The sequence below is a fragment of the Serratia sp. TSA_7 genome, assembly GCF_052692135.1.
Genome location: NZ_JBQZFU010000001.1, coordinates 1,787,701 through 1,809,884, shown reverse-complemented (window position 1 = coordinate 1,809,884; position 22,184 = coordinate 1,787,701). Strand labels below are relative to the sequence as shown.

Annotated in this window: 22 protein-coding genes; 7 read left to right on the top strand and 15 right to left on the bottom strand. The window is 59.7% G+C overall.

Translation table 11 applies throughout. The annotated features are described in order from the left end of the window. Positions 1–5: 5 nt before the first annotated feature. The 4 genes from ACUTQW_RS08630 (at position 6) to ACUTQW_RS08615 (ending at position 4,449) form a co-directional block, all read left to right on the top strand. Positions 6–1,406, top strand: coding sequence for an amino acid permease (locus ACUTQW_RS08630; protein ID WP_037433110.1), 1,401 nt, complete (start codon positions 6–8; stop codon positions 1,404–1,406). Between the two features lie 94 nt (positions 1,407–1,500). Continuing rightward, positions 1,501–2,418 carry a DMT family transporter gene (locus ACUTQW_RS08625; RefSeq protein ID WP_020439294.1) on the top strand — a complete coding sequence of 306 codons (918 nt, stop codon included), beginning with the start codon at positions 1,501–1,503 and terminating at the stop codon, positions 2,416–2,418. A gap of 187 nt (positions 2,419–2,605) precedes the next feature. After that, entirely contained in the window at positions 2,606–3,382 is a 777-nt protein-coding gene (locus tag ACUTQW_RS08620; RefSeq protein ID WP_006326267.1) for an MBL fold metallo-hydrolase, read from the top strand. Between the two features lie 104 nt (positions 3,383–3,486). Beyond that, on the top strand, positions 3,487–4,449 hold the full coding sequence (locus tag ACUTQW_RS08615) for a GlxA family transcriptional regulator (protein WP_006326260.1): 963 nt from the start codon (positions 3,487–3,489) through the stop codon (positions 4,447–4,449). Between the two features lie 57 nt (positions 4,450–4,506). On the opposite strand, the gene pdxR is transcribed toward ACUTQW_RS08615, so the two are convergent. The 13 genes from pdxR to paaA all read right to left on the bottom strand — a co-directional run bounded on the left by pdxR (position 4,507) and on the right by paaA (position 16,305). Continuing rightward, positions 4,507–5,988: a MocR-like pyridoxine biosynthesis transcription factor PdxR gene (gene pdxR / locus ACUTQW_RS08610; protein WP_020439293.1), complete on the bottom strand. Its 1,482-nt coding sequence runs from the start codon at positions 5,986–5,988 to the stop codon at positions 4,507–4,509. A gap of 81 nt (positions 5,989–6,069) precedes the next feature. After that, positions 6,070–6,666 (bottom strand): phenylacetic acid degradation protein PaaY, encoded by a 597-nt coding sequence (gene paaY / locus ACUTQW_RS08605; protein ID WP_037433106.1) that lies wholly within the window; start codon positions 6,664–6,666, stop codon positions 6,070–6,072. Between the two features lie 2 nt (positions 6,667–6,668). Further along, the gene (paaX, locus tag ACUTQW_RS08600) at positions 6,669–7,613 is read right to left on the bottom strand and encodes a phenylacetic acid degradation operon negative regulatory protein PaaX (protein WP_006326257.1); all 945 of its coding nucleotides are present in this window, start codon (positions 7,611–7,613) and stop codon (positions 6,669–6,671) included. Between the two features lie 78 nt (positions 7,614–7,691). Then, complete coding sequence (gene paaK, locus ACUTQW_RS08595) at positions 7,692–8,999, bottom strand: phenylacetate--CoA ligase PaaK (protein WP_006326243.1); 1,308 nt, start codon at positions 8,997–8,999, stop codon at positions 7,692–7,694. A gap of 126 nt (positions 9,000–9,125) precedes the next feature. Beyond that, entirely contained in the window at positions 9,126–9,566 is a 441-nt protein-coding gene (gene paaI, locus ACUTQW_RS08590) for a hydroxyphenylacetyl-CoA thioesterase PaaI (protein WP_006326239.1), read from the bottom strand. Continuing rightward, positions 9,566–11,086 (bottom strand): 3-hydroxyacyl-CoA dehydrogenase, encoded by a 1,521-nt coding sequence (locus ACUTQW_RS08585; protein WP_235195884.1) that lies wholly within the window; start codon positions 11,084–11,086, stop codon positions 9,566–9,568. Before ACUTQW_RS08585 ends, paaI begins: the two co-directional genes overlap by 1 nt. Positions 11,087–11,088: 2 nt before the next feature. Continuing rightward, positions 11,089–11,880, bottom strand: a complete 792-nt coding sequence (gene paaG / locus ACUTQW_RS08580; protein ID WP_020439289.1) for a 2-(1,2-epoxy-1,2-dihydrophenyl)acetyl-CoA isomerase PaaG — start codon at positions 11,878–11,880, stop codon at positions 11,089–11,091. Positions 11,881–11,883: 3 nt separating this feature from the next. Further along, entirely contained in the window at positions 11,884–12,657 is a 774-nt protein-coding gene (paaF, locus tag ACUTQW_RS08575) for a 2,3-dehydroadipyl-CoA hydratase PaaF (RefSeq protein ID WP_020439288.1), read from the bottom strand. Positions 12,658–12,666: 9 nt separating this feature from the next. Further along, complete coding sequence (gene paaE, locus ACUTQW_RS08570) at positions 12,667–13,725, bottom strand: 1,2-phenylacetyl-CoA epoxidase subunit PaaE (RefSeq protein ID WP_261149369.1); 1,059 nt, start codon at positions 13,723–13,725, stop codon at positions 12,667–12,669. Positions 13,726–13,788: 63 nt separating this feature from the next. After that, entirely contained in the window at positions 13,789–14,286 is a 498-nt protein-coding gene (gene paaD, locus ACUTQW_RS08565; RefSeq protein ID WP_020439286.1) for a 1,2-phenylacetyl-CoA epoxidase subunit PaaD, read from the bottom strand. Between the two features lie 10 nt (positions 14,287–14,296). After that, complete coding sequence (paaC, locus tag ACUTQW_RS08560; RefSeq protein ID WP_004946325.1) at positions 14,297–15,055, bottom strand: 1,2-phenylacetyl-CoA epoxidase subunit PaaC; 759 nt, start codon at positions 15,053–15,055, stop codon at positions 14,297–14,299. A gap of 8 nt (positions 15,056–15,063) precedes the next feature. Then, positions 15,064–15,351 (bottom strand): 1,2-phenylacetyl-CoA epoxidase subunit PaaB, encoded by a 288-nt coding sequence (paaB, locus tag ACUTQW_RS08555; RefSeq protein WP_004946321.1) that lies wholly within the window; start codon positions 15,349–15,351, stop codon positions 15,064–15,066. 15 nt (positions 15,352–15,366) lie between these two features. Next, complete coding sequence (paaA, locus tag ACUTQW_RS08550; protein ID WP_004946318.1) at positions 15,367–16,305, bottom strand: 1,2-phenylacetyl-CoA epoxidase subunit PaaA; 939 nt, start codon at positions 16,303–16,305, stop codon at positions 15,367–15,369. A gap of 318 nt (positions 16,306–16,623) precedes the next feature. On the opposite strand from paaA, the gene paaZ reads away from it, so the two are divergent. Beyond that, complete coding sequence (gene paaZ, locus ACUTQW_RS08545) at positions 16,624–18,696, top strand: phenylacetic acid degradation bifunctional protein PaaZ (protein ID WP_445654837.1); 2,073 nt, start codon at positions 16,624–16,626, stop codon at positions 18,694–18,696. A 41-nt stretch (positions 18,697–18,737) separates the two neighbouring features. Here paaZ and ACUTQW_RS08540 read toward each other — a convergent pair whose 3' ends face one another. Next, complete coding sequence (locus ACUTQW_RS08540) at positions 18,738–20,300, bottom strand: sensor domain-containing diguanylate cyclase (RefSeq protein ID WP_006326226.1); 1,563 nt, start codon at positions 20,298–20,300, stop codon at positions 18,738–18,740. A 153-nt stretch (positions 20,301–20,453) separates the two neighbouring features. Here ACUTQW_RS08540 and ACUTQW_RS08535 point away from each other — a divergent pair, with 153 nt between their 5' ends. Beyond that, entirely contained in the window at positions 20,454–20,648 is a 195-nt protein-coding gene (locus ACUTQW_RS08535) for a hypothetical protein (protein ID WP_064799890.1), read from the top strand. Positions 20,649–20,701: 53 nt separating this feature from the next. Here the strand turns inward: ACUTQW_RS08535 and ACUTQW_RS08530 are convergent, their stop codons facing one another. Further along, a complete protein-coding gene (locus tag ACUTQW_RS08530; protein WP_006326224.1) occupies positions 20,702–21,118 on the bottom strand; it encodes a VOC family protein in 417 nt (138 codons plus the stop codon). A gap of 268 nt (positions 21,119–21,386) precedes the next feature. Here ACUTQW_RS08530 and ACUTQW_RS08525 point away from each other — a divergent pair, with 268 nt between their 5' ends. Then, positions 21,387–22,160, top strand: coding sequence for an SDR family oxidoreductase (locus ACUTQW_RS08525; RefSeq protein ID WP_004946306.1), 774 nt, complete (start codon positions 21,387–21,389; stop codon positions 22,158–22,160). Positions 22,161–22,184: the final 24 nt, after the last annotated feature.

Genomic DNA, 22,184 nt, shown 5'->3' with positions numbered 1-22,184 from the left:
TTGCCATGAAAGAGATGAAAGGTTTTGACGAAATAGCCCGGCGGCAGGGCGGGTTGAAAAAGCAGCTCACCGCCGGGCAGATGTCGATGCTGGCGATAGGCGGCGCGATCGGCACCGGGCTGTTTCTCGGCAGCGCCTACGCCATACAAATGGCCGGCCCCAGCGTGTTGCTGAGCTATTTTATCGGCGGCGTGGTGGCTTTATTACTGATGGGATGTCTGGCGGAGATGACATCCGAACACCCGACGCCCGGTTCTTTTGGCGACTACGCCGAGTTTTATATCAGCCCGCTGTTCGGTTTTTTGGTGCGCTATTCCTATTGGTCTTGCGTGGTGCTGGCGGTAGGCACCGAAGTGACCGCCATCGGCATGTACATGCAGTTCTGGTTCCCCGGCACGCCAATCTGGCCCTGGGTGCTGCTGTTTTCTGCGGCGGTGATCGCCATCAATGTGATTGGCGTCAAGTCGTTCGGCCAGGTGGAGTATGCGCTGTCGACCATCAAGGTGGTGGCGATTGCAGCCTTTATCGCCATTGGCATCGGCATCTTGGCCTTTTCCACCAACCCAGCCTTTGGCTTTAAAAACTTTACCGACAACGGCGGCTTCTTCCCGTTTGGCGTCAAAGGCATGTGGTTCGCGGTGATCGTCTCCATTTTCAGTTACCTGAGCATTGAGATGATTGCGGTGGCCGCCGGGGAAGCCAAAAACCCGGTGATTGCGGTCAAAACCGCCTTCAAGGGCACCATTTTGCGGTTGTTCATCTTTTACATGCTGTCGATTGCGCTGATGCTGGCGATCGTACCCTGGCGGCAGTCCGGTACCGGCGAAAGCCCGTTCCTGGTGGCGATGAACGTGATCCATCTGCCCGCCGCTGCCGGTATCTTCAACTTCATCGTACTGGTGGCCGCGCTGTCGGCGATGAACAGCCAACTGTACATCACCACCCGCATGATGTTTTCACTTTCCCGCGCCGGGCAGGCTCCCGCTGCGCTGGGCCGCGTCAGCCAACGCGGCATACCGGTGAGCGCGCTGGCAATGTCCTGTATCGGCATTGTGGTGTCGATCGTGCTGAGCCTGGTTTATCCGGAAAAATCGTTCGCCGCCATGATGTCGATCTCGGTGTATGGCGCCTGCTTCACCTGGTTGATGATCTTTGTCACTCATCTGTTTTTCCGCCGCCGGCACCGCAAAACCCACCTGAAATTCCGCATGTGGGGCTTCCCGTACACTACGCTGGCAGGGGCCGGGTTGATGGCCGCGTTGCTGATCTCGACGGCGTTCACCGAGTTTTTCAAAATGACGCTGTGGTTTGGCATTCCGTTCACTTTGCTGCTGGCGGCGGTCTATTTCTTCTATAGCCGTCACCAGCCCGTGCCGGGCCGGGTGGAAACGACGGGCGCAGAGTAAACCGGTCTGTTGAAAATGTGTCTATGTGGCTCTGGCAATAAACCACTTTATCCGGAGAATGACCCCTCTTTGAAGCGTGTGGAGCCTTATTGGAATGACAAGTCAGACAGCAAAAACCGGGGTTAAGGTTGGCGGAGTGCATGCTGGCGCCACGCGTTCGGCGCAGGGTTGGGTCAACGGTTTTTTGGGGATGTTGATTTTCAGCGGCTCCTTGCCCGCCACCCGGGTGGCGGTGCTGGAGTTTGATCCGGTATTCCTGACGGCGATGAGGGCGACGATTGCCGCGCTGCTGGCCCTGAGCGCGCTGTTGTTGATGCGCCAGCGTTGGCCTCGGCGCGCTGATATTGCGCCGCTGATTTTTGTCGCCGTCGGGGTGGTGATCGGTTTTCCGTTGCTGACGGCATTAGCCTTGCAACACACCACCTCGGCGCATTCAATGGTTTACATCGGCCTGCTGCCGCTGGCGACGGCCTGTTTCGGCGTTTTGCGCGGCGGGGAGCGCCCGAGAGCGGCCTTCTGGGGCTTTTCGCTGGTAGGCGGCCTGTTGGTTGGCGCTTTCGCACTGAGCCAGGGTTCTGGCGGTTCCTGGGCAGGTGATGCGCTGATGGTGGTCGCGGTGCTGCTTTGCGGATTGGGCTATGCCGAAGGGGCGGTGCTGTCGCGCCGGCTTGGCGGCTGGCAGGTGATCTCCTGGGCGCTGGTGATCGCGTTGCCGCTGGCGGCGGCGGTCGCGGCCTGGACGGCACCCGCAGCCTGGACAGGGGTGAGCGCCGGGGCCTGGTTCGCGCTGGGTTATATTTCGCTGTTCAGCATGTGGATAGGTTTTATTTTCTGGTATCGCGGCCTGGCGCAGGGCGGTATTGCCGCGGTGGGGCAACTGCAATTGCTGCAACCGTTCTTTGGCCTGGCGCTGGCGGGGCTGGTGCTGCATGAAACCGTCCAGCCTTCGATGATCGCGGTGATGGCCGGCGTCGTGGTTTGCGTGTTCGGCGCCAAGCGTTTTTCGCGCTAAATCCGGCCAGGTCATGCCCCATGCCGGACGAGAGGGTTGACCCGATTTCACCGCTATTTGGCCTTCGGGCTACTCACCTTCTTTTCAGGTACTCCCTATACTGGCTTCTCTACCTACAGCAGAGTGCTTGATTGCCGAGCAACCCGCATTCGACCTGTCGAGACGACCCCCATTCGGAGCCGAAAGCATGAAACTGACCCAAATTCGCAATGCCACGCTGTTGCTTGAATACGCCGGTACTAAATTTCTGATTGACCCTATGCTGTCTGACAAAGAGGCTTGGGACGGTTTTGCCGGTACGGCGCGTTCTCATCTGCGTAATCCTCTGGTGGCGCTACCGCTATCGATTGATGTACTGCTGAATGTCGATGCCATCATTGTGACCCATACTCATAGGGATCACTGGGATGAAGCCGCACAGGATAAAGTGGCAAAAGATAGCCTCATCCTGACTCAAAACGACAGCGATGCCGAATTGATCCGCGCTCAGGGTTTCAGTAATGTGCGCGTTCTTGAAGACAGCAATGAGTTTGCGGGCATGACCATTATCAAAACTGGCGGTCAGCACGGAAGCGATGAGGCTTATGCTAATCCCGATATCGCTGCTCGGCTGGGTGATGCCTGTGGTCTGGTATTCAAGCACGCCGATGAAAAAACGTTATATATTGCAGGCGATACCGTCTGGGTTAAGCCTTACGTGGACAGCCTGAGCGTCTGGAAGCCTGATGTGGTGGTGTTAAATACCGGTTTTGCTCAGGTTGACGGGATCGGCGCGATTATTATGGGTAAAGAAGATGTGCTGCGTACGCATGAGCTTATGCCGCAGGCTATGATCGTGGCCTCCCACATGGAAGCCGTTAACCACTGTATCCTTAGCCGTGATGAGCTGCGCGAGTATGCCATTGAAAAAGGTATTCAGGACAGCGTGCTGATCCCGGCAGACGGTGAAACCTGTACGTTCTGATAACATTCTCGGCCCAGTAACCGCGCAACGCCCTTTGATGCTGAAAAGGGGGGCGCGGTGTGCCGGTAAACAAAATAGGCCGACGAGAAACGAGAACCAAATCTATGTCTGTACTTTCCGTCGCTGTCATTGCCACCCATGGTTTTAGCCCGTTCCATTTTTCGGTACCCTGCATCATTTTTGGTCAGGCAATGCCGGAGCCGGGGCTGTTTGATCTGCACATTTGTGCGGAGCATCCTGGCGTAGTGCATTCTGATATTGGGGTATCAATCAACGTTGGTGAAGGACTGGAGGCGCTCGATTCGGCGGATATTGTCGTTGTTCCGTTCTGGAACCACCCAGAAAGCAAACCTTCCGAAGCCTTGCTTGCCTCTCTGGTAGCCGCGTGGCGGCGCGGCGCAGACGTTGTGGGTCTGTGTCTGGGAACCTACGTATTGGCCTACGCGGGGTTGCTGGATCATCGTCGTGCGGCAACCCACTGGGAATTTGAACGGGACTTTACCCGCCGTTTCCCCGCAGTGCATCTGGATAGCAATGCGCTTTATACCCATGACGATCGTCTTATTACCTCGGCCGGAACCGCGGCGGGGATAGACTGTTGCCTGTACATTGTTCGTAAACATTACGGCAGCACGCTGGCTAACCGGGTGGCCAGACGCATGGTAACGCCTCCTTATCGCGAAGGGGGGCAGGCGCAATATATTGAACGTGCGGTACCGGAAACCACGCGCGATAACAAAATCAACGAACTGCTGGATTATTTGCGCCGCAATCTCGATAAACCCCACGACCTCGATTCGCTGGCGGGATTTGTCAATATGAGCCGGCGTACCTTTACCCGCCATTTTATCAAAGCCACCGGTGTCCCCGTCGGTGAGTGGCTAAATGCCGAACGGTTGCATCGCAGTCAGGAACTGCTTGAAAGTACCGATCACAGCGTAGAGACCGTGGCGGAATTGTCGGGTTTTCAGTCCCCGGTTTCCTTCCGCCAGCGCTTTCGGTCGCGGTTCGATATTAGCCCCAGCGAATGGCGCCGGGCGTTTCGCGGTACACGAAAAGAGAAATGAGTCAGTGGCAGGGTTGCATTACCTTTCAATTCAATGCAGCCCTTTTAAGCCTGATGCTCAGGAGGCCGCTATCGACACCAGTACCTGATTCAACTTTTGGGCGGCGCGGTGGATAGCCTCGTCGTCGTAACCTCCCAGCCCCAGGATCAACCCGCTTTTTCCGCTGCCGGGGGCGTACATTGGCGACAGCGCACTGACCGCCACTCCGGCCTCGGCGGCACCGGCGGTCACTTGCCGGTCATCCAGTCCCGCTTTCAACCACAATACCCGGTGCATCCCCTGGTCACTGGGGAGCAAGGTAGCCAGATGCGGCGAAATATGCGCGTTGACGGCGTCGGTCAGCACGCGCCGCTTTTCCGCATAGACGCCGCGCATTCTGCGGATATGACGATCCAGATGCCCTTGCGCCATAAAGCTGGCCAGTACGTGCTGGTCGGCGGTGGGTGGGTGGCGGTCCATCAGCACACGCGCACCGCAGAAGGCGGCCAGCAGCGGTTCCGGGACGATGGCGTAACCCAGCCGCAATGACGGGAACAGGATCTTGCTGAAGGTGCCGAGGTAGACGACTCTGGCGGGATCCAACCCTTGCAGAGAGGGAAAAGGGTGGCCGGCGTAGCGCATTTCACTGTCGTAATCGTCTTCGACAATCCAGGCTTTTTGCTCTTTCGCCCAGGCCAGCAGCTCAAGCCGGCGCGACATGCTCATCGGCATGCACAGCGGATACTGGTGAGACGGGGTGACAAAAGCGGCCCTGGCCCGTGGCGCTATTCTTCGGCCCGCCGCCACGTCGATGCCTTGGTCATCGACCGGCACCCGCGCCATGTGCCGGTCCCTGAGCAGGCTGTCAAAGATAGCGGTGATACCGCGATAGGCGGGGTTCTCAACCCAGGCGGCGTCGCCGGCGTCCAGCAGGATTTGCGTGGCGAGATAAAGCCCTTGCTGGGTGCCGGAGGTGATGATCACCTGCTCTGGCGTACAGAGCACCGAACGTGATTTTCGCACGTATTCACAAATCGCTTTGCGCAGCGGCAACTCGCCAAGAGGATCACCGTAGCCTGATGGGGCGCCAGGCCCCCGGGCGCGGATCCGGTTGCCGAGCCGGCGCCAGACGTCATCGGGGGCAGTATCATTGATCGGTACCGAGACGGTGAAAGGGACCGGTGGCAAGGGCGCCCGTTGGGCGGAGAATTGTGCCAGCGCCTGCGCCTGGGCGGTCAGGGGAATGTCGCAGGTCTGCGGTTTTTTGGCCGGTGGCGGGGTTTTGCGATTGAGCGACAGGGCCACGCGGGTACCCGAACCGGGCAACGCTTCCAGAAACCCTTCTGCGGTTAGCTGCTCAAAGGCGGCCAGCACCGTTCCTCTGGCGAGCTGCAAGGCGCCCGACAGCACCCGCGTCGAGGGCAGCAGATCGCCTGCTTTCAGCTCGCCTTTATGAATGGCGGCCCGCAACGCCTGGGCAAGTTGGCGGCTGAGCTGCCCCGCGTTTCGGTCAAGTTCGCCGATGGCGGGGATTTCAACGGTTTTGGCGGTTCTTGGCATGGATTCCGGTCCAGAAGTCAGTGGCGATACAGGGTATTAACTGTAAACCACTTTTGATCGGAATGCGGTAGCCCGTCCCGCTTAAAGTCGGCTTTTGGGGAGCAGGTGATCGCCAAAGCTCAGGCGCTGGCGGCCGGGCTCCACTTCGGCCAGCGGTTCGACCTCGTTCAGCGTGGATTTGCAGCGCAGCACCAGATCATGATATTCACGCGTGCCGGTCACTTTCCACGCCAGCTCCTGTTCGGTCAGGTCGCGCAGGACCCGCGCCGGGCTGCCGACCACCAGTTTATTGGCCTCGATCACCGCCGCCGCCTTCACGAAAGCCATTGCGCCGACGATGCTGTTCTCGCCAATCTCTGCGCCGTCCATGATCACCGCGTTCATGCCGACCATGGCGTTGCGGCGGATGCGGCAACCGTGCAGGATTGCGCCGTGACCGATGTGGCCGTCTTCCTCGACTACGGTGTCTTGTTGCGGAAAGCCGTGCATCACGCAATTGTCCTGAATGTTGGCGCCGTCGCAGATAACCAGCCGGCCAAAATCGCCGCGCAGGCTGGCGTTCGGGCCAATATAGACCTGCTTGCCGATAATCACGTCGCCAATCAGCACCGCCGTCGGATGCACATAGCTGCTCGGATCTACCACCGGCGTCAGGCCGTCAATCTGATACACGGGCATAGTTAAATCTCCTTGAGAGTATCGCGTGGCAGGCCGCCAAAGCGCCGGTAATAACTTGCTGCCGGGGCGGGCAGGGAACCGATAGTGGTTTCCGCCAGCGCACTGACATAGTCGGTCGCGGCGCGGTCTACCCGCTGATAAATGTTGATGCACAAATTGCGGGCGATTTGCCCCTCCCACTGCGCCGGTAACAGGGCATCCGGCAGCAGCGGATCTTTCAGCGCCACGCGGCGAAAGAAGTGGATCAATAATAGCTTAATCTGGAAGCACCGCTGGGGCGTCAGCAGGGCGTCGTCGGCTTCGCGCAGCAGTTGCATCAGCGGGCGGAAGGAGACGATAAACTCGTGATAACCGGCCGCCACGTCTGCCAGAGACCAGCAGGTGGCCACCAACTGTTGCAGGGTAGGTTCGGAGCGGTTGTACGGGTAGTCGGCGCGGAAATAGATCACCTGCTCGCTGGCGTTAAGCTCGCCGAGCAGTGCCGTCACGTCGGTTTGCGCGTGGGTGGGCGCCGCCATCAGGTTATTGGCGATCTGGCCGAAACCCAGCCAGCCCAGTTCTTTTTTCAGCCGCGCCCGCTCGCTTTTTTCCGCGCTTTCCAGCAGCAATAAATCCCATTTGCCGTCCCAGGCCGGCGGTTCGCTGAGATAGATTTTCGACTCGGCATGGCGGAACTGGCGCATGCCCTGATCGGTCACCCGATAAAAACTGCGTCGGCCTATTTTCTCCACCGCCAACCAACCCTCTTTTTGCAGACGGAACACCGAGGTACGCACGAAGCGATCGCCGAAACCCAGCGCCTCCAGCAGCGCGCTCAGACTGCCGAGCCATACCTCGCCGCCGCGATGGCTGAGCGCATCGCCATACAGGGAGATAATCAGTGAAGTGCCGCTGATCGGCTGGGCGTCTACAGCATGGCGGATAAACTCATCCAGTTTATGTTCCATATTTTTCCATGGGTTAGCCGTCGATGAGACACAACATTAACACAATTCATTGAGGCGTCATCCGTGACGCCGGCTGAATTAACGCGGTCGCAGATCGACCACGCGCTGGGCCTTGCCTTCCGAACGCGGGATATCGCCGCAGTTGGCGATGCTGACGTCGGTGCTGACGCCGATAATCGATTTGATATGGTGACGCAACTGGTGGCAGATCTCGCAGCGCTGCTGGTGGCTGAGACTGAGCGCCGACTCTTTCAGCTCAACGCGTACCGCCAGGGTATCCAGATGCCCGCTGCGGCTGACCTGCAACTGGTAGTGCGGCGACAGCTGTTCGAACTGCATAATTTGCTCTTCCACCTGCGATGGGAACACGTTGACGCCGCGAATGATCAGCATGTCGTCCGAACGGCCGGTGATTTTCCCCATGCGCCGCATCTGGCGCGCATCGCCCGGCAGCAGGCGGGTGAGGTCGCGGGTGCGGTAGCGGATCACCGGCAGCGCCTCTTTGGTCAGGGTGGTGAACACCAGTTCGCCGTGCTGGCCGTCCGGCAGGACTTCGCCGCTCTCCGGGCAGATGATCTCCGGCAGGAAGTGGTCTTCCCAGATGGTCGAACCGCCGCCGCTTTCGGCGCACTCCATCGCAACGCCCGGCCCCATCACTTCGGACAGGCCGTAAATATCCAGCGCCCTGATGCCCAGACGGGATTCAATCTCGTGGCGCAATGCTTCGGTCCAGGGTTCGGCGCCAAACACCCCGAGGCGCAGCGAACAGCTGCGGGCATTGCCGCCCATTTTGCGTTCCAGTTCGTCGATCAGCGTCAGGCAATAAGACGGCGTCACCATGATGACATCGGGTTTGAAGTCGAGGATCAACTGCGCCTGCCTTTCGGTTTGCCCGCCGGACACCGGGATCACCGTCGCCCCGAGCCGCTCCGCGCCGTAATGGGCGCCCAGGCCGCCGGTGAACAGGCCATAGCCGTAGGCCACATGCACCTTGTCTTTGGCGGTGGCGCCCGCGGCGCGCAGGCTGCGGGCGACGATATCGGCCCAGTTATCGATATCCCGTTGGGTATAGCCGACCACCGTCGGTCGCCCGGTGGTGCCCGACGAGGCGTGAATGCGTACCACCTGTTCCATCGGAACGGCGAAGGTGTCAAACGGGTAGTTGTCGCGCAGATCCTGCTTGGTGGTATAGGGGAAGCGGCTTATATCGCTAAGTTGCCTGAGGTCGTCAGGATGTACGCCTGCCTGATCGAACTTGCGTTTATACATCGGCACGTTGTTGTAGGCGTGATGCAGCGTCCATTTCAGGCGTTCCAGCTGCAACGTTTCTATTTCATCGCGCGAGGCGAACTCAATGGTGTCGAGTGGCCGTGGAAGGGTTGTCATAGTTAGCCTCGGAGTGTCATGCCCGTTCAATGATCATAGCAATACCCTGACCGGCGTCGATACGCTGGGGGTAGAGCGCGTCGCGGCTCATCGGCGTGCGGACGCCGTCGCAAATAAATGCCTGACTCATGGCTGCTCCCCTAACACAGGGTAGCCGAGGCGGTGCGCGCGGCCGCGGAACCAGGCGACGGTTTTGCCCTGCTGGTTGACTATCTCTACGTCATACAGCCCGGTGGTTTTGCCCTGATGACGCAGCTCGGCGCTGGCGGTGAGGCGATCGCCCGCCAACGCCGGGCGGATAAAATCGATGCTGCAACCGGATGCCACCGCAGCCAACCCCTGGCTGTTGCAGGCATAGGCGAAGGCGGTATCGGCCAGGCTGAACAGTTGGCCGCCGTGGCAGGTCCGGTGGCCGTTGAGCATCTGCGGGCCAACGGTCATGCTGACCCTGGCGAAACCGGCGTCGACATCTTCTACCTGCATACCCATCGCCTGCGCGCAGGTATCTTGTTGAAACATCCGTTCGGCGCAGCGCTGCGCCAGCGCATGGGGCGTATTGGCGTTCATCATTCGGCTCCTGAAGAGAGGAAAGCGTAGTGGCGCAGCAACGGCATTGGCCGATAGCGCGGTTCGCCGTAGTAGCGATACAGGTTTTCCAGCGTAGCGAGGATTTGCCGCCAGCCGAGCGCAGCCCCCCATTCCAGCGGGCCGCGCGGGTAGTTGACGCCGCAACGCAGGGCGCTATCGATATCTTCGGCGCTGGCGACGGCTTTATTTACCGCGTCCAGCGCCTCGTTGCTCAGCATGGCGAGGGTTCGCATCACCAACAGGCCAGGGTAATCCGGCAGCAAAATCAATTGCTTACCGAACGATTGCAGCAGGCGCACTACCTTGTCGTTGTGCCGTGCGTCGTTTTGCATTGCGCAGCTGATGGCGACGCAGGGGGCTTGCGAATAGTTGGCGGACAGATCAAACAGCACCACGGGGGTTCCGGTTTCCTCGGCAATCTGGCTGGCTGTTTTACCATTGGTTAACATAAATGTAACTTCGTCGATCCGGGCAAAGGCGCTGGTCTGGCCAGGTTGTATGATCGCCTCCGCATTTCCCGTCAGCAATCCGGCCAAAAACGCCACGCCCGCTTCGTCGCCGTGCAGTTGGACGCTGCGTGGCGGCTCCGCCTGCGAGAGGGGCAGGCAGACGGCGGTCGACGACGTTTGTTCGCCATCATAACGATAAAAGCCGCAGCCGCTTTTGCGGCCCAGCCGCCCGGCGGCCACCAATTCTTGCTGCATCAGCGACGGCGTAAAGCGCGAGTCCTGGAAAAAGGCCTGGAACACCGACTCGGTGACGGCATAGTTAATATCCTGGCCAATCAGATCGGTCAGTTGCAGCGGCCCCATGGTGAAACCGCCGGCATCGCGCATCACCGCATCGAGCGTGGCGACATCGGCCACCCGTTCTTCCAGCGCGCGCAGGGTTTCGGCGTAAAAAGGCCGCGCCACGCGGTTGACGATAAACCCCGGCGTGGAACGGCACAGCACGCTCTGTTTGCCCCATTGCCGGGCCAGCGTTTGCAGGGTGGCGACGGTATCGGCGCCGGTGTCCAGCCCACTGACGATCTCCACCAGCTTCATCAGCGGTGCCGGGTTAAAGAAGTGCAGTCCGGCCAGGCGTTGCGGATGCCGCAGCGCCCCCCCGATGGCGGTAATCGACAGCGACGAGGTGTTGCTGGCAAACAGCGTGGCGGGTGAACACAGGGTTTCCAGCTCGCGAAACAGGCTTTGCTTGATCGCCAGTTTTTCGGCTACCGCCTCTATGATCAGTGCGCTGTCGGCCAGTTGTTCAAGCGTATCCACCGGCTGGATGCGCGCCAGCAATGCCTCGGTGGTTTTCGCATCGGCCTTGCCGGCCGCCACACGCCGGCGCAATCGCAGGCTTAAGGCGTCCAGCGCGTTTTGGGCAGCGGTTGCGGCGATATCAAACAGTTTCACCTGATGCCCGGCATGGGCCGCCACCTGGGCAATGCCGATGCCCATGGTGCCCGCGCCAATCACCGCCACGGTTCCGTTGAAGTTCGGCAGGCTCATGGTTATTTCCCGCTGAAATTGGGTGTGCGTTTGGCGAAGAAGGCGCTGACGCCTTCGCGATAATCGTCGCTGCGGCCGCCGAGGCGCTGAAGATCCCGCTCCAGCTCAAGCTGTTGATCGAGGCTGTTGGTCGCCGAACTGTAGAGGGCTTTTTTTATCAGCCCCAGCCCGTAGGTCGGCTGGGTAGCCAGATGCCGCGCCAGCGTTTGGGTGTGGTCGGTCAATTCGCCTGCGGCCACTACCTGCCAGATCATGCCCCATTCCAACGCCTGCTGTGCGCTGACTTTGTCGCCGAGCAGCACCATGCCCATGGCGCGGGCATGGCCCGCCAGACGCGGCAGGAACCAGCTGCCGCCGGAGTCCGGCACCAGCCCCAGGCGGCAGAACGACTGGATAAAGCTGGCGTTGTCGGCGGCGATCACGATATCGCAGGCCAATGCCAACGCGGCCCCGGCACCCGCCGCCACGCCGTTGACGGCGCACACCACAGGCTTGGGCAAGGCGGTCAGGCGGCGGATCAGCGGGTTATAGAAACGTTCGACCGACAGGCCGAGATCCGGCGCCTGTTGCTCAATGCTGACGTTACGATCGCTCAGATCTTGCCCGGCGCAAAAACCGCGTCCTGCCCCGGTGATCAGCAAGCAGCGCACCTGGTCGTCACGTTCGGCACGGGTCAACGCCTCGCTGAGCTGGTGGTGCATCTCGTCGTTAAAGCTGTTCAGCCGGTCCGGCCGGTTGAGGGTCAGGGTCAGAACCCCGGCGTCGAGGTGGGTGAGAATCAATGCGTTATCCATAAATCAGCGCCCCTGATAGTTTGGCGTACGTTTTTCGAAGAAGGCGGCGATGCCTTCACGGCGATCGTCGGTGGCGGCCAGCGCGACAAACTGCTGGCGCTCAAAGGCCAGACCCTGGCTGAGGCCGACTTCTTCCGCCTGTTTCAGCACCTGCTTGGCGGCACGCAGCGCCAGCGGGGCCTGTAAGCTGATGCGCTCGGCGATCTGCTGAGCGCGTTCCAGCGTCAGCGCGTCGACGCACACTTCACTGACCAGCCCGGCTTGCAGCGCGCGAGTGGCGTTGATGGCCTCACCGGTCAACACCATCTGGCCGGCCAGGGATTTCCCGACACAGCGAATTAAACGCTGGGTGCCACCCGCTCCCGGTATCAGGCCAAGGGTGATTTCCGGCAGACCAAAGCGGGCGCTTTCGCCGCAGATAATGAGATCGCAGGCCAGCGCCAGCTCGCAGCCGGCACCGAGCGCGTAGCCGTTTACCGCCGCCAGCAGCGGTTTACTGAACTGCGCCAGCCGCTGCCACAGCAACGGTCGGCGATCCGCCAGTGCCGTGGGCAGGTCCTGCTGTTGCAGCTCCCGCAGATCGGCACCTGCAGCAAAGAAGCGCGCGGCACCGGCTATCACCACCGCGCCCACGCCTGCGTCGGCATCGGCTTGTTCCAGCCGATACACCAACTGTTCCAGGCACGGGGTGCTCAGAGCGTTACGCGCCTCCGGGCGATGCAGCGTCAGGGTGACCACGCGTCGCTGCTGTTGTTGCAAGATCAAAGGGGTTTCCATTACCGTCTCCTAGACGTCAAAGTCCAACACCACGCCGTCGCCGCGCGGCCACGACTGGCAACTCAATACGTAGCCGGCGGCCAGTTGATCCGGCTCCAGGCTGTAGTTGACGGCCATCTCCACCTGGCCGGCCTTCAGCCGGCATTTACAGGTAGCACATACCCCGCCTTTGCAGGCGTAGGGCAGGTCCGCGCCCTGGCGCAGCGCCGCGTCCAGAATGCTGTCGTCTTGTGCGCCAACCTCGATATTCAAGCGGCGGCCATCGAGCAGGATCTCTACCTGGGTGGCGTTGCGGCTGCCGTCGTTGAGCGGGCGGGCGGCAATGCCGCTGGTGTTAAAACGTTCGCTGTGGATATGGGCAGCCGGTACGCCGGCTTGTTCAAGCACGGTTTGCGCGTCGTCCATCATCGCCTCCGGCCCGCAGATAAAGGCGTGGTCGTAGTCGCGGTAATCCAGTAGCGCACCCCCGATAGCCGTCAGGCGTTCGCGATCGATGCGGCCGCTGAGCAGCGGGCTGTCGAGGCTCTCCTGGCTGAACAGGTACAGCGGCTGAAAGCGCTGCGGATAGCGGTTTTTCAGGTCGCACAAGGCCTCTTTGAACATCACCGAACGGCTGCTGCGGTTGCCGTAGATCAGCGTGAAGCGGCTGTTGGCTTCCAGCTGCAGCGTGGCTTTGATGATCGACAGCATCGGCGTGATGCCGGAACCGGCGGCAATCGCCAGATAGTTGCCGCAGTTTTCCGCCTGCGGCTGATAGCTGAAACGCCCCTGCGGCACCATCACCTCCAGCGCGTCGCCGACCTGTAGCATTTGATTGACGAACGAGGAGAAACGCCCCTGATGAATCGCTTTGACGCCGATCTGCAGCACCCCTTCCTGCGGGGCGCTGCAAATGGAATAGCAGCGGCGCAGCTCTTCGCCGTTGACCCACGCCTTTAACGTCAGATGCTGGCCGGGGGTGTAGCGATAATGGCTTTTCAGCTCATCGGGCACGCGCAGCGTAATGGCCACGGCGTCCGGCGTTTCGCGCTCGATGGCGGCGACGTTAAGGCGATGGAAGAGCGTCATGGTGTTCTCCTGGGCTGTGCCCTGTAATATTTGGGGCGCTCGCGAACTCTTGCAGGACGCAGCCTATATGCATTTGAAATAGTCGAACGGTTCCCGGCACTCGCAGCAGCGGTAAAGTGCCTTGCAGGCGGTGGAGCCGAACTCGCTGATTTTTTCGCTGCGGGTGCTGCCGCAGCGCGGGCAGGGCACCGGTCCGTGGGCTTCGGGTTTATCGCAGGTGTGGCCCTGCGGCGGCGCGACGCCGTAGTCCCGCAACCGCGCACGCGCAGCCGCATTCATCCAGTCGGTGGTCCAGGCCGGGCTGAGGCGGATTGCCACCTTCACCGGGCTGAAACCGGCTTCGGCCAGCCGCTGCTCGATGGCGTTGAGCAGAAATTCGGTGGCGGGGCAGCCGGAGTAGGTCGGCGTAAAGGTAATGCGCCAGCCTGCGCCGTCCGGCTCTACGTCGCGCACCATACCCAGATCGGTGATCGACAGTACCGGCAGTTCCGGATCGCTGATCTGTTGCAGACAGTGCCAGATTTGCGGGATTTCGGCGGCCTGCAGCCGGGTGATGTTCATGGCGGCCTCTTTACCAGGTGCTGTTGGGATAGGCGCGCTGCAGAAACTGCATTTCTGCCAGCAGCGGGCCGAGATGTTCGCTGTGCCGCCCCTGTTTGCCGCCGTGACGGAACGCCTGTTCCTCCGGCAACGTCAGGGTGGCCAGGCGCAGGGTGTCGTCCACCAGCGCCCGCCAGGGGGCCTCAAGCTGACGCGGATCGGCGGCGATGCCCTGTTCCGCCAACGCCAGCTCAAGGTCATCGGCGTGGAACAGTTCGGCGGTAAAGCGCCACAGGTTATCCAGCGCCTGCTGGATTTTTTGATGGCTGACCGCATTGCCATCGCCCAGGCGGATCATCCAGCCGCGGCTGAAGCGCAGGTGATAATCCGCTTCCTTCAGCGATTTGGCGGCGATGGCGGCCAGCTGTGGGTCACGGCTGCGGCTTAGTGCCTGGTGCAACTGCACGTGGTAAGCGTCGAGCAAAAACTGCCGCACCAGGGTGTCGTTGAAACCGCCGTTCGGCTGTTCCGCCAGCAGCAGGTTGTGGAATTCACGCTCGTCGCGGCCAAAGGCCAGGCGATCTTCGCCGTATTGCGGCCCGGCCAGTTCGGCGGCATAACCGAGAAAGTGACGTGCCTGCCCGAGCAGATCCAGGCCGATATTCGCCAGCGCCAGATCGATTTCCAGCTCCGGCGCGTGGCCGCACCAGGCACACAGTCGTTGGGCGAGGATCAGCGGCGTATCGCTCTGACGCAGGACATAGGTGATTCGCGGATCGTTAAAGGTCATGGCCGCCTCTACATGTTCTTGATGCCGTCGGGAATGGTGTAGAACGTCGGATGACGGTAGATCTTGTCATCGGACGGATCGAAGAACGCCCCGCGATCTTCCGGCTGCGAAGCGATCAGATGGCTCGATTGCACCACCCAGATTGAGCAGCCTTCGCTGCGTCGGGTATAGGCATCGCGGGCATTCTCCAGCGCCATTTGGTCATCGGCGGCATGCAGGCTGCCGACATGGCGGTGCGCCAACCCTTGTTTGCTGCGAATAAACACTTCATACAGCGGCCATTCAGCGTGAGTCATTTTCGATTCCTTCATCTATGCGGCGGTGGCGGCATTTTTCGTCGCGTGGGCCAGCGCGCCTTCACGCACCCAGGCGCCGTCGTCCCAGGCGCGGCGCTTGGCCTGCAGGCGTTCGTGGTTGCATTGCCCGCGCCCCTTGATCACCTCATGCAACTCGCTCCAGTCGATAGCGCCGAAACGGTAGTGACCGGCGGCCTCATCCCAGGCCAAATCGGCATCGGGGGCGGTCATGCCCAGCGCTTCCAATTGCGGCACGGTGTTGTCGACAAATTTCTGCCGCAGCTCGTCATTGCTGTGGCGTTTGATCTTCCACGCCATGCTTTGCGCGCTGTGCGGTGAGTCGGTGTCGCTCGGGCCGAACATCATCAGCACCGGCCACCAAAAGCGGTTAATGGCGTCCTGCAGCATGGCTTTTTGCTGCTCGCTGCCGTTAGCCATCGCCATCGCCGCTTCGTAACCCTGGCGCTGGTGGAAACTTTCTTCTTTGCAGATTTTCACCATCGCCCGCGCATAGGGGCCGTAAGAGGCACGGCACAACGCCACCTGATTGACGATGGCTGCGCCGTCGACCAGCCAGCCAATCACCCCGATATCCGCCCAGTTGAGCGTCGGGTAATTGAAGATGGAGGAATACTTCATCTTGCCGTCGAGCATTTTTCGGTAGATCTCCTGGCGCGAGCAGCCCAGGGTTTCGGCGGCGCTGTACAGGTACAGACCGTGTCCGGCTTCGTCCTGCACCTTGGCCAGCAGCACCGCCTTGCGGCGCAGGGTCGGTGCCCGCGTCAGCCAGTTGGCTTCCGGCAGCATGCCGACCACTTCGGAATGGGCGTGTTGGCCAATCTGGCGGATCAGATTTTGGCGATAGGCGTCCGGCATCCAGTCTTTGGCTTCGATGGCGGTATCCGCCGCAATCTTGGCGTCGAAGTGCTGCTGATGTTGCGCGTCAGTTGTCATGCTTGCCTCTTGGTGATTCGTATTTTTCACATTAAATATAAAAATGTGAATCACGTTTATTCACCTTAAGGCTACAAACTGATAACAAAAAGATCAAAGGACCTGTATGTGATTTTGCGATGCCACTCACAATGGGTTTTGTTAATTAATTGTTTTATAGGTTTTTATAAAATCAATTTTGGCGTGTTTTCGATGTATTTAGTTCGCGCCGCGGTAGCGTTGTTTGGTTTTTGTTAAATTTTGACCGGGCATAAACTGGACAATATGTGATACGTAATTAAGCTATCTAATGTAAATTTATGAATTCCGGAGATGCACATGCAGCAGTTACACAGTTACCTTTCTGGCGGCTGGGTGTTCGGCCAGGGGCAAGCCCGCGAAATCCATCACGCCATTACCGGCGAACCGCTGTATCAGGTTTGCTCCGACGGCCTGCCGCTGGCCGCCAGCCTGGACTATGCGCGCCATAAAGGCGGCAGGGCGCTGGCGCAGATGACATTCCAGCAGCGCGCGCAAATGATGAAGGCCGTGGCCAAACACCTGCTGGCGCACAAAGAGGCGTTGTATGAGATTTCATACCAGACCGGCGCCACGCGCAGCGACGGCTGGGTGGACATCGAAGGCGGTATCGCGACGCTGTTCGCCTATGCCGGCCTGGCGGGGCGTGAACTGCCGGACGATACCCTGTGGCCGGAGGACGAGCCGATTTCGTTATCCAAACAGGCGCAGTTCGCCGCTCGCCACGTGTTGACCTCGCGGCCGGGCGTGGCGCTGCATATCAACGCCTTTAACTTCCCCTGCTGGGGGATGCTGGAAAAACTGGCGCCGACCTGGCTGGCGGGCATGCCGGCCATCATTAAACCGGCGACGGCCACCGCGCAACTGACGCAGGCGATGGTCAGGTTGATTATCGACAGCGGGCTGGTGCCGGAGGGGGCTTTGCAGTTGGTGTGCGGCGGCATCGGCGACATGTTCGATCACCTGGATTATCAGGACGCGGTGACCTTCACCGGCTCGGCGCAGACCGGCCAACACCTGCGCGCGCACCCGCGCCTGCTGGCAAAATCTATCGCTTTCACGATGGAGGCCGATTCGCTCAACTGCTGCGTGCTGGGGGAGGACGTCACGCCGCAAATGCCGGAGTTCGCGCTGTTCATCAAGGAGGTGTGCCGTGAAATGACCGCCAAGGCCGGGCAGAAATGCACCGCCATCCGGCGGATTATCGTGCCGGCGAAGCGGGTGGTTGAGGTGCAACAGGCGCTACTGCAACGGCTGGCCGGGGTAACGGTGGGCGATCCCAAGCTGGAACAGGTGCGAATGGGGGCGCTGGTCAGCCGCGAGCAGCGCGATGACGTGCAGCAAAAGGTGGAATTCCTGCTGCACCACGGCTGCGAACCGCTGTGCGGTGCGGCGCTCGATAAACTGGATTTGGTCGGTGAGGGCGTGCAGAACGGCGCGTTTTATCCGGCCACGCTGCTGTATTGCCCCGATCCGTTTTCGCACCAGGCGGTACATGGCACCGAAGCTTTCGGGCCGGTGGCGACGCTGATGCCGTATCAACAGTCCGAGCAGGCGATTGAGCTGGCGCTGCTGGGCCAGGGTAGCCTGGTGGGATCATTGGTGACTGCCGATGAGGCGTTGGCAACGCGCTTTATCCGCGCTACCGCCTGTTCCCACGGCCGTATGCTGATCCTGGATCGCCACGCGGCCGTGGAATCCACCGGCCACGGCTCACCGCTGCCGATGCTGATGCACGGCGGGCCGGGGCGTGCCGGGGGGGGCGAGGAGTTGGGCGGGTTGCGTGCGGTGAAACACTATATGCAACGCACCGCCCTCCAGGGCAGCCCGGCGATGCTGGCGGCGATTGGTCGTGAGTGGGTGCGCGGAGCGCCGGTGATAGAGGAGCCGGTTCATCCGTTCCGCAAATACTTTGAACAGCTGCAACTGGGCGAAAGCCTGCTGACCGCCCGCCGCACCGTGACCGAAGCCGATATCGTGAATTTTGCCTGCCTGAGCGGCGATCATTTCTACGCCCACATGGACAAGATCGGCGCTGCCGAGTCGCTGTTTGGCGAGCGGGTGGCGCACGGCTATTTTGTGGTTTCAGCCGCCGCCGGGCTGTTTGTCGACCCTGGCGTGGGGCCGGTGATCGCCAACTATGGCATGGAAAACCTGCGCTTTATCGAACCGGTGAAAATCGGCGATACGCTCCAGGTGCGCCTGACCTGCAAAAAGAAAATCCGCAAGCCGCAGAAAACCGCAGAGGATCGCCCGCATGGGGTCGTGGTGTGGGATGTTCAGGTGTTGAATCAGCATCAGCAGGCGGTGGCGCTGTACAGCATTTTGACGCTGGTGGCGCGTCAGGAAGGCGACGTTGGGGTGGTAAGCTGACCGGCAACAGGTTGCCGGTCATGTATCACTATGGGGCTGGGTTAAACCGCCGCGCTGTTGCAGACGATGCGGTTTTTACCCTCTTTTTTGGCCTGATACAGCGCGCTGTCCGCCATATTGATAAAACCAATTGGCGTGTCGTTGTACATATGCGGCACTTTGGCGCAGATGCCAATGCTGAGAGTGATAACGCCGTGCGGATTCCCCTGATGCGGTATCTTCAGTTCACGCACCGCCTGCATCACGCGTTCGGCGAAAATCAGCGCCCCCTGGGCGTCGGTGTCCGGCAGTATGATGCTCATTTCTTCGCCGCCATAGCGGGCCATGATGTCATTGCTGCGGCTGGCCAGCCCCTTGAGCATTTGTCCGATCTGCTGCAAGCATTGGTCGCCGGCGACGTGGCCGTAGATATCGTTGTACTGCTTGAAATAGTCGATATCCAGCATCAGCAGCGCCACGCTGCGGTAGTTTCGTGCCGCGCGCGCCAGTTCGTTCTTTAAGGCGATATCAAACTGGCGGCGATTGGCCAGCCCGGTCAGGCCGTCCAGCAACGCCAGCTCTTCAAGCCGCAGGTTGATGCTGGTGAGCTGATCGCGGGTGCGCATCAGTTCAGCTTCGGTGCGCACGCTGTGGTTTATCTGCCGCATCAACACCAACCCCAACGCCAACAGAATGGCCAGCAGCGTGGCGCCTCCGGCTACAAACAGGCCGGAATCGTTGCGCCAGTCGGCCAGCGCGTCTTCCTTCGACAGCCCGGCGGTGATCACCAACGGATAGCGGCTGACCCTTGAATAGCCATAAATCCTTTCCACCTTGTCGTACAGCGAGGTGATGGTGGCATTACCGAATTCGGAATGCGGCAGGATTTCGCGGAACAGCACACCCTGAGAGATATTTTTGCCGATCGACGCGGCGGAATAAGGGCGGCGGTAGAGAATGGTGCCATCCGCCAGCAGCAGGCTGAGCGCGGCGTCGCTGTTAAGCGCAAAGGTATCGTAAAATTGGCGGAAATAATCGACGTACAGCGTCGCCAGCACCACGCCGGCAAAGCTACCGTCCGGGTGATTTAAACGGCGTGACACCGGGATGATCAAATCGCCGGTTGAACGGCTGCGCACCACCTTGCCGATATAAATCGCGTTGCTGTTGTGCTCGAGGTGGTATTTAAAATACTCGCGATCGGCATTGTTGGCGCCCTGCACGAACCTGCCTGAAGAGGTGACTATCCAACTGCCGTGCGAATCATAAATAAACAGGCCATGTAATTGAGGCAGATTGCCGACCTGTCCTTGCATCAACTTTTGCAGCCGCAATTGCTGCGGTTGGCCCAGACCGTCGGTTTGAATGCGTTCGGTCAGATCGGACAGCGTACTGTCCACTTGCAAGAAAGTGTCATCGGCATGTTGCGCCAGCGAGCGTGCCAGATTGGCGGATTCATATTCGGCGCTTTTCAGATCGCGCTGATGTGCATTCCAAATTTGCCAAACGTTAAACAGAATCAGCGTGGCGGCAACGATGATGACAAACACGCCAGCCTGAAATAATAACGGGGAATTTTTACCGTTGCGCGGCAGATCGGCATCCTGCGGTTGCTGCTGTGTCATGTAACCCTTTTTACTGTGTGATTTTTAAATAAAGTTAAGAACTATCTTACATCTTATTCGTTAATTCTGCTGACCACTACTTCCTTAAACAAGTTACCCTCGGCAGATGTTACGATTCGTTCAAAACCGCCCGAAAACCAGAGGATCGCGAGTGTGTCTGACACCATCATTATTACTTTACTGACGCTGGCGGTGTATTACCCGGTCACGTTGGGCGTGCTGGCGGTGATGATGTTTTTTGCCTGGCGGCGACGTAAATCGCCTTACTGGCGCTTGGGGCTGGTGCTGCTGGCGGTGCTGTTTGCACTGTTCGCCATGGCAGCCTACGACTGGCATCACTATAGCTGATTGCCGAAGGCGCGGTGTCCGTCAGAGGCCGTGGGCACCGCGATAAGGTGGCATTATTCAACGTTAATCATCCAATTGACGCCAAATTGGTCGGTCAGCATGCCAAACCCTTTGGCCCAAAAAGTGGGCCCATAAGGCAGGGTTACCTGTCCGCCCTGCGACAGCTTTTCAAACAGTTCACGCCCTTGTTCCACGTCTTTTGGGTTGAGCGACAGGGAAAACCCTTTATGTGACGCGTCGGCGCCATCCTGCGGGCAACTGTCGGAAGCCATCAGCGCGCTTTCACCAATCAGCAATCTTGCATGCATGATGGATTCCGGATCGGCATCCTGTGGGCCACCTTGTTTTGCTTCCTCGGGCATTTCCTTGTAACGCATGATGACTTCAATTTTACCGCCCAGTTGCTGCGCGTAGAAATTCACCGCTTGCTCGCAATTACCGTTAAAAAATAAATAAGGTTGAATCAACATGACATTGACCTCGGTTATGGCCCGTCAGGCTGTAAACCGGCCCGAGGGCGGGGATAAATAATTTCTCTGGGCAACTATTGCCGCAGGTGACTTACAAGTGTAGTGCGATTCGCAGTGAATGCCCGGTGGACGATCACGCTCTGGCGCTTTGGTACGCGGCCAAACGAATTGAGCGAAAAAGTGGGATGGTTCATCCCAATTTGGACAGATTATCTGAGCGGTCAGGCTTCCTATACTCATTGCAACTTTCACTAACGGAGTCATGGTCATGAGTAAGCAATCTTTGAATGGAAAAGTGGTGTTGATCGCCGGCGGCGCGAAGAACCTGGGCGGCCTGGTAGCACGCGATTTGGCGGCCAACGGCGCGGCGGCCATAGTGGTGCATTACAACAGCGACGCGACCCGTGCGGCGGCGGAAGAAACCCTGGCCGCGGTGAAAGCGGCGGGGGCGCAGGCGATAGCGGTGCAGGGCGATCTGACCCGGCCGGCCAACGTGGCGCATCTGTTTGAGGAGGGGATTAAGGCGTTCGGTAAGGTGGATATTGCGATCAATACCGCCGGTCTGGTGATCAAAAAGCCGATCGCCGAGGTGACTGAGGCGGATTACGACACCAGTTTTGACGTCAATGCCAAAGCGGCATTCTTTTTCATTCAGCAAGCAGGCAAACACCTGGCGGACAATGGCCGTATCGTGACCATCGTCAGTTCGCTGCTGGCGGCCTATACGCCGTTTTATGCGGTGTACCCCGGCAGCAAGGCACCGGTGGAACACTTTACCCGCGCGGCTTCCAAGGAGTTTGGCGAGCGTGGCATCAGCGTGAACGCCATCGGCCCCGGCCCGATGGATACGCCGTTCTTCTATGGGCAGGAAAGCAAGGAGGCGGTGGAATACCATAGCAGTGCCGCCGCGTTGAGCAAGTTCTCGAAAACCGGTCTGACGGATATTGAGGACATCGCGCCTATCGTCAAGTTTTTGGTCACCGACGGCTGGTGGATCACCGGGCAGACGTTGTTCGCCAACGGTGGCTATACTACCCGTTAATATCAATTTGCTGCGGCAAAGCGC

Excerpts from the sequence above, each read along its gene's own strand:
- ACUTQW_RS08630 (WP_037433110.1), top strand. The coding sequence starts at position 6 with ATGAAAGAGATGAAAGGTTTTGACGAAATAGCCCGGCGGCAGGGCGGG.
- ACUTQW_RS08625 (WP_020439294.1), top strand. The coding sequence starts at position 1,501 with ATGACAAGTCAGACAGCAAAAACCGGGGTTAAGGTTGGCGGAGTGCAT.
- ACUTQW_RS08620 (WP_006326267.1), top strand. The coding sequence starts at position 2,606 with ATGAAACTGACCCAAATTCGCAATGCCACGCTGTTGCTTGAATACGCC.
- ACUTQW_RS08615 (WP_006326260.1), top strand. The coding sequence starts at position 3,487 with ATGTCTGTACTTTCCGTCGCTGTCATTGCCACCCATGGTTTTAGCCCG.
- pdxR (WP_020439293.1), bottom strand. The coding sequence starts at position 5,988 with ATGCCAAGAACCGCCAAAACCGTTGAAATCCCCGCCATCGGCGAACTT.
- paaY (WP_037433106.1), bottom strand. The coding sequence starts at position 6,666 with ATGCCCGTGTATCAGATTGACGGCCTGACGCCGGTGGTAGATCCGAGC.
- paaX (WP_006326257.1), bottom strand. The coding sequence starts at position 7,613 with ATGGAACATAAACTGGATGAGTTTATCCGCCATGCTGTAGACGCCCAG.
- paaK (WP_006326243.1), bottom strand. The coding sequence starts at position 8,999 with ATGACAACCCTTCCACGGCCACTCGACACCATTGAGTTCGCCTCGCGC.
- paaI (WP_006326239.1), bottom strand. The coding sequence starts at position 9,566 with ATGAACGCCAATACGCCCCATGCGCTGGCGCAGCGCTGCGCCGAACGG.
- ACUTQW_RS08585 (WP_235195884.1), bottom strand. The coding sequence starts at position 11,086 with ATGAGCCTGCCGAACTTCAACGGAACCGTGGCGGTGATTGGCGCGGGC.
- paaG (WP_020439289.1), bottom strand. The coding sequence starts at position 11,880 with ATGGATAACGCATTGATTCTCACCCACCTCGACGCCGGGGTTCTGACC.
- paaF (WP_020439288.1), bottom strand. The coding sequence starts at position 12,657 with ATGGAAACCCCTTTGATCTTGCAACAACAGCAGCGACGCGTGGTCACC.
- paaE (WP_261149369.1), bottom strand. The coding sequence starts at position 13,725 with ATGACGCTCTTCCATCGCCTTAACGTCGCCGCCATCGAGCGCGAAACG.
- paaD (WP_020439286.1), bottom strand. The coding sequence starts at position 14,286 with ATGAACATCACCCGGCTGCAGGCCGCCGAAATCCCGCAAATCTGGCAC.
- paaC (WP_004946325.1), bottom strand. The coding sequence starts at position 15,055 with ATGACCTTTAACGATCCGCGAATCACCTATGTCCTGCGTCAGAGCGAT.
- paaB (WP_004946321.1), bottom strand. The coding sequence starts at position 15,351 with ATGACTCACGCTGAATGGCCGCTGTATGAAGTGTTTATTCGCAGCAAA.
- paaA (WP_004946318.1), bottom strand. The coding sequence starts at position 16,305 with ATGACAACTGACGCGCAACATCAGCAGCACTTCGACGCCAAGATTGCG.
- paaZ (WP_445654837.1), top strand. The coding sequence starts at position 16,624 with ATGCAGCAGTTACACAGTTACCTTTCTGGCGGCTGGGTGTTCGGCCAG.
- ACUTQW_RS08540 (WP_006326226.1), bottom strand. The coding sequence starts at position 20,300 with ATGACACAGCAGCAACCGCAGGATGCCGATCTGCCGCGCAACGGTAAA.
- ACUTQW_RS08530 (WP_006326224.1), bottom strand. The coding sequence starts at position 21,118 with ATGTTGATTCAACCTTATTTATTTTTTAACGGTAATTGCGAGCAAGCG.
- ACUTQW_RS08525 (WP_004946306.1), top strand. The coding sequence starts at position 21,387 with ATGAGTAAGCAATCTTTGAATGGAAAAGTGGTGTTGATCGCCGGCGGC.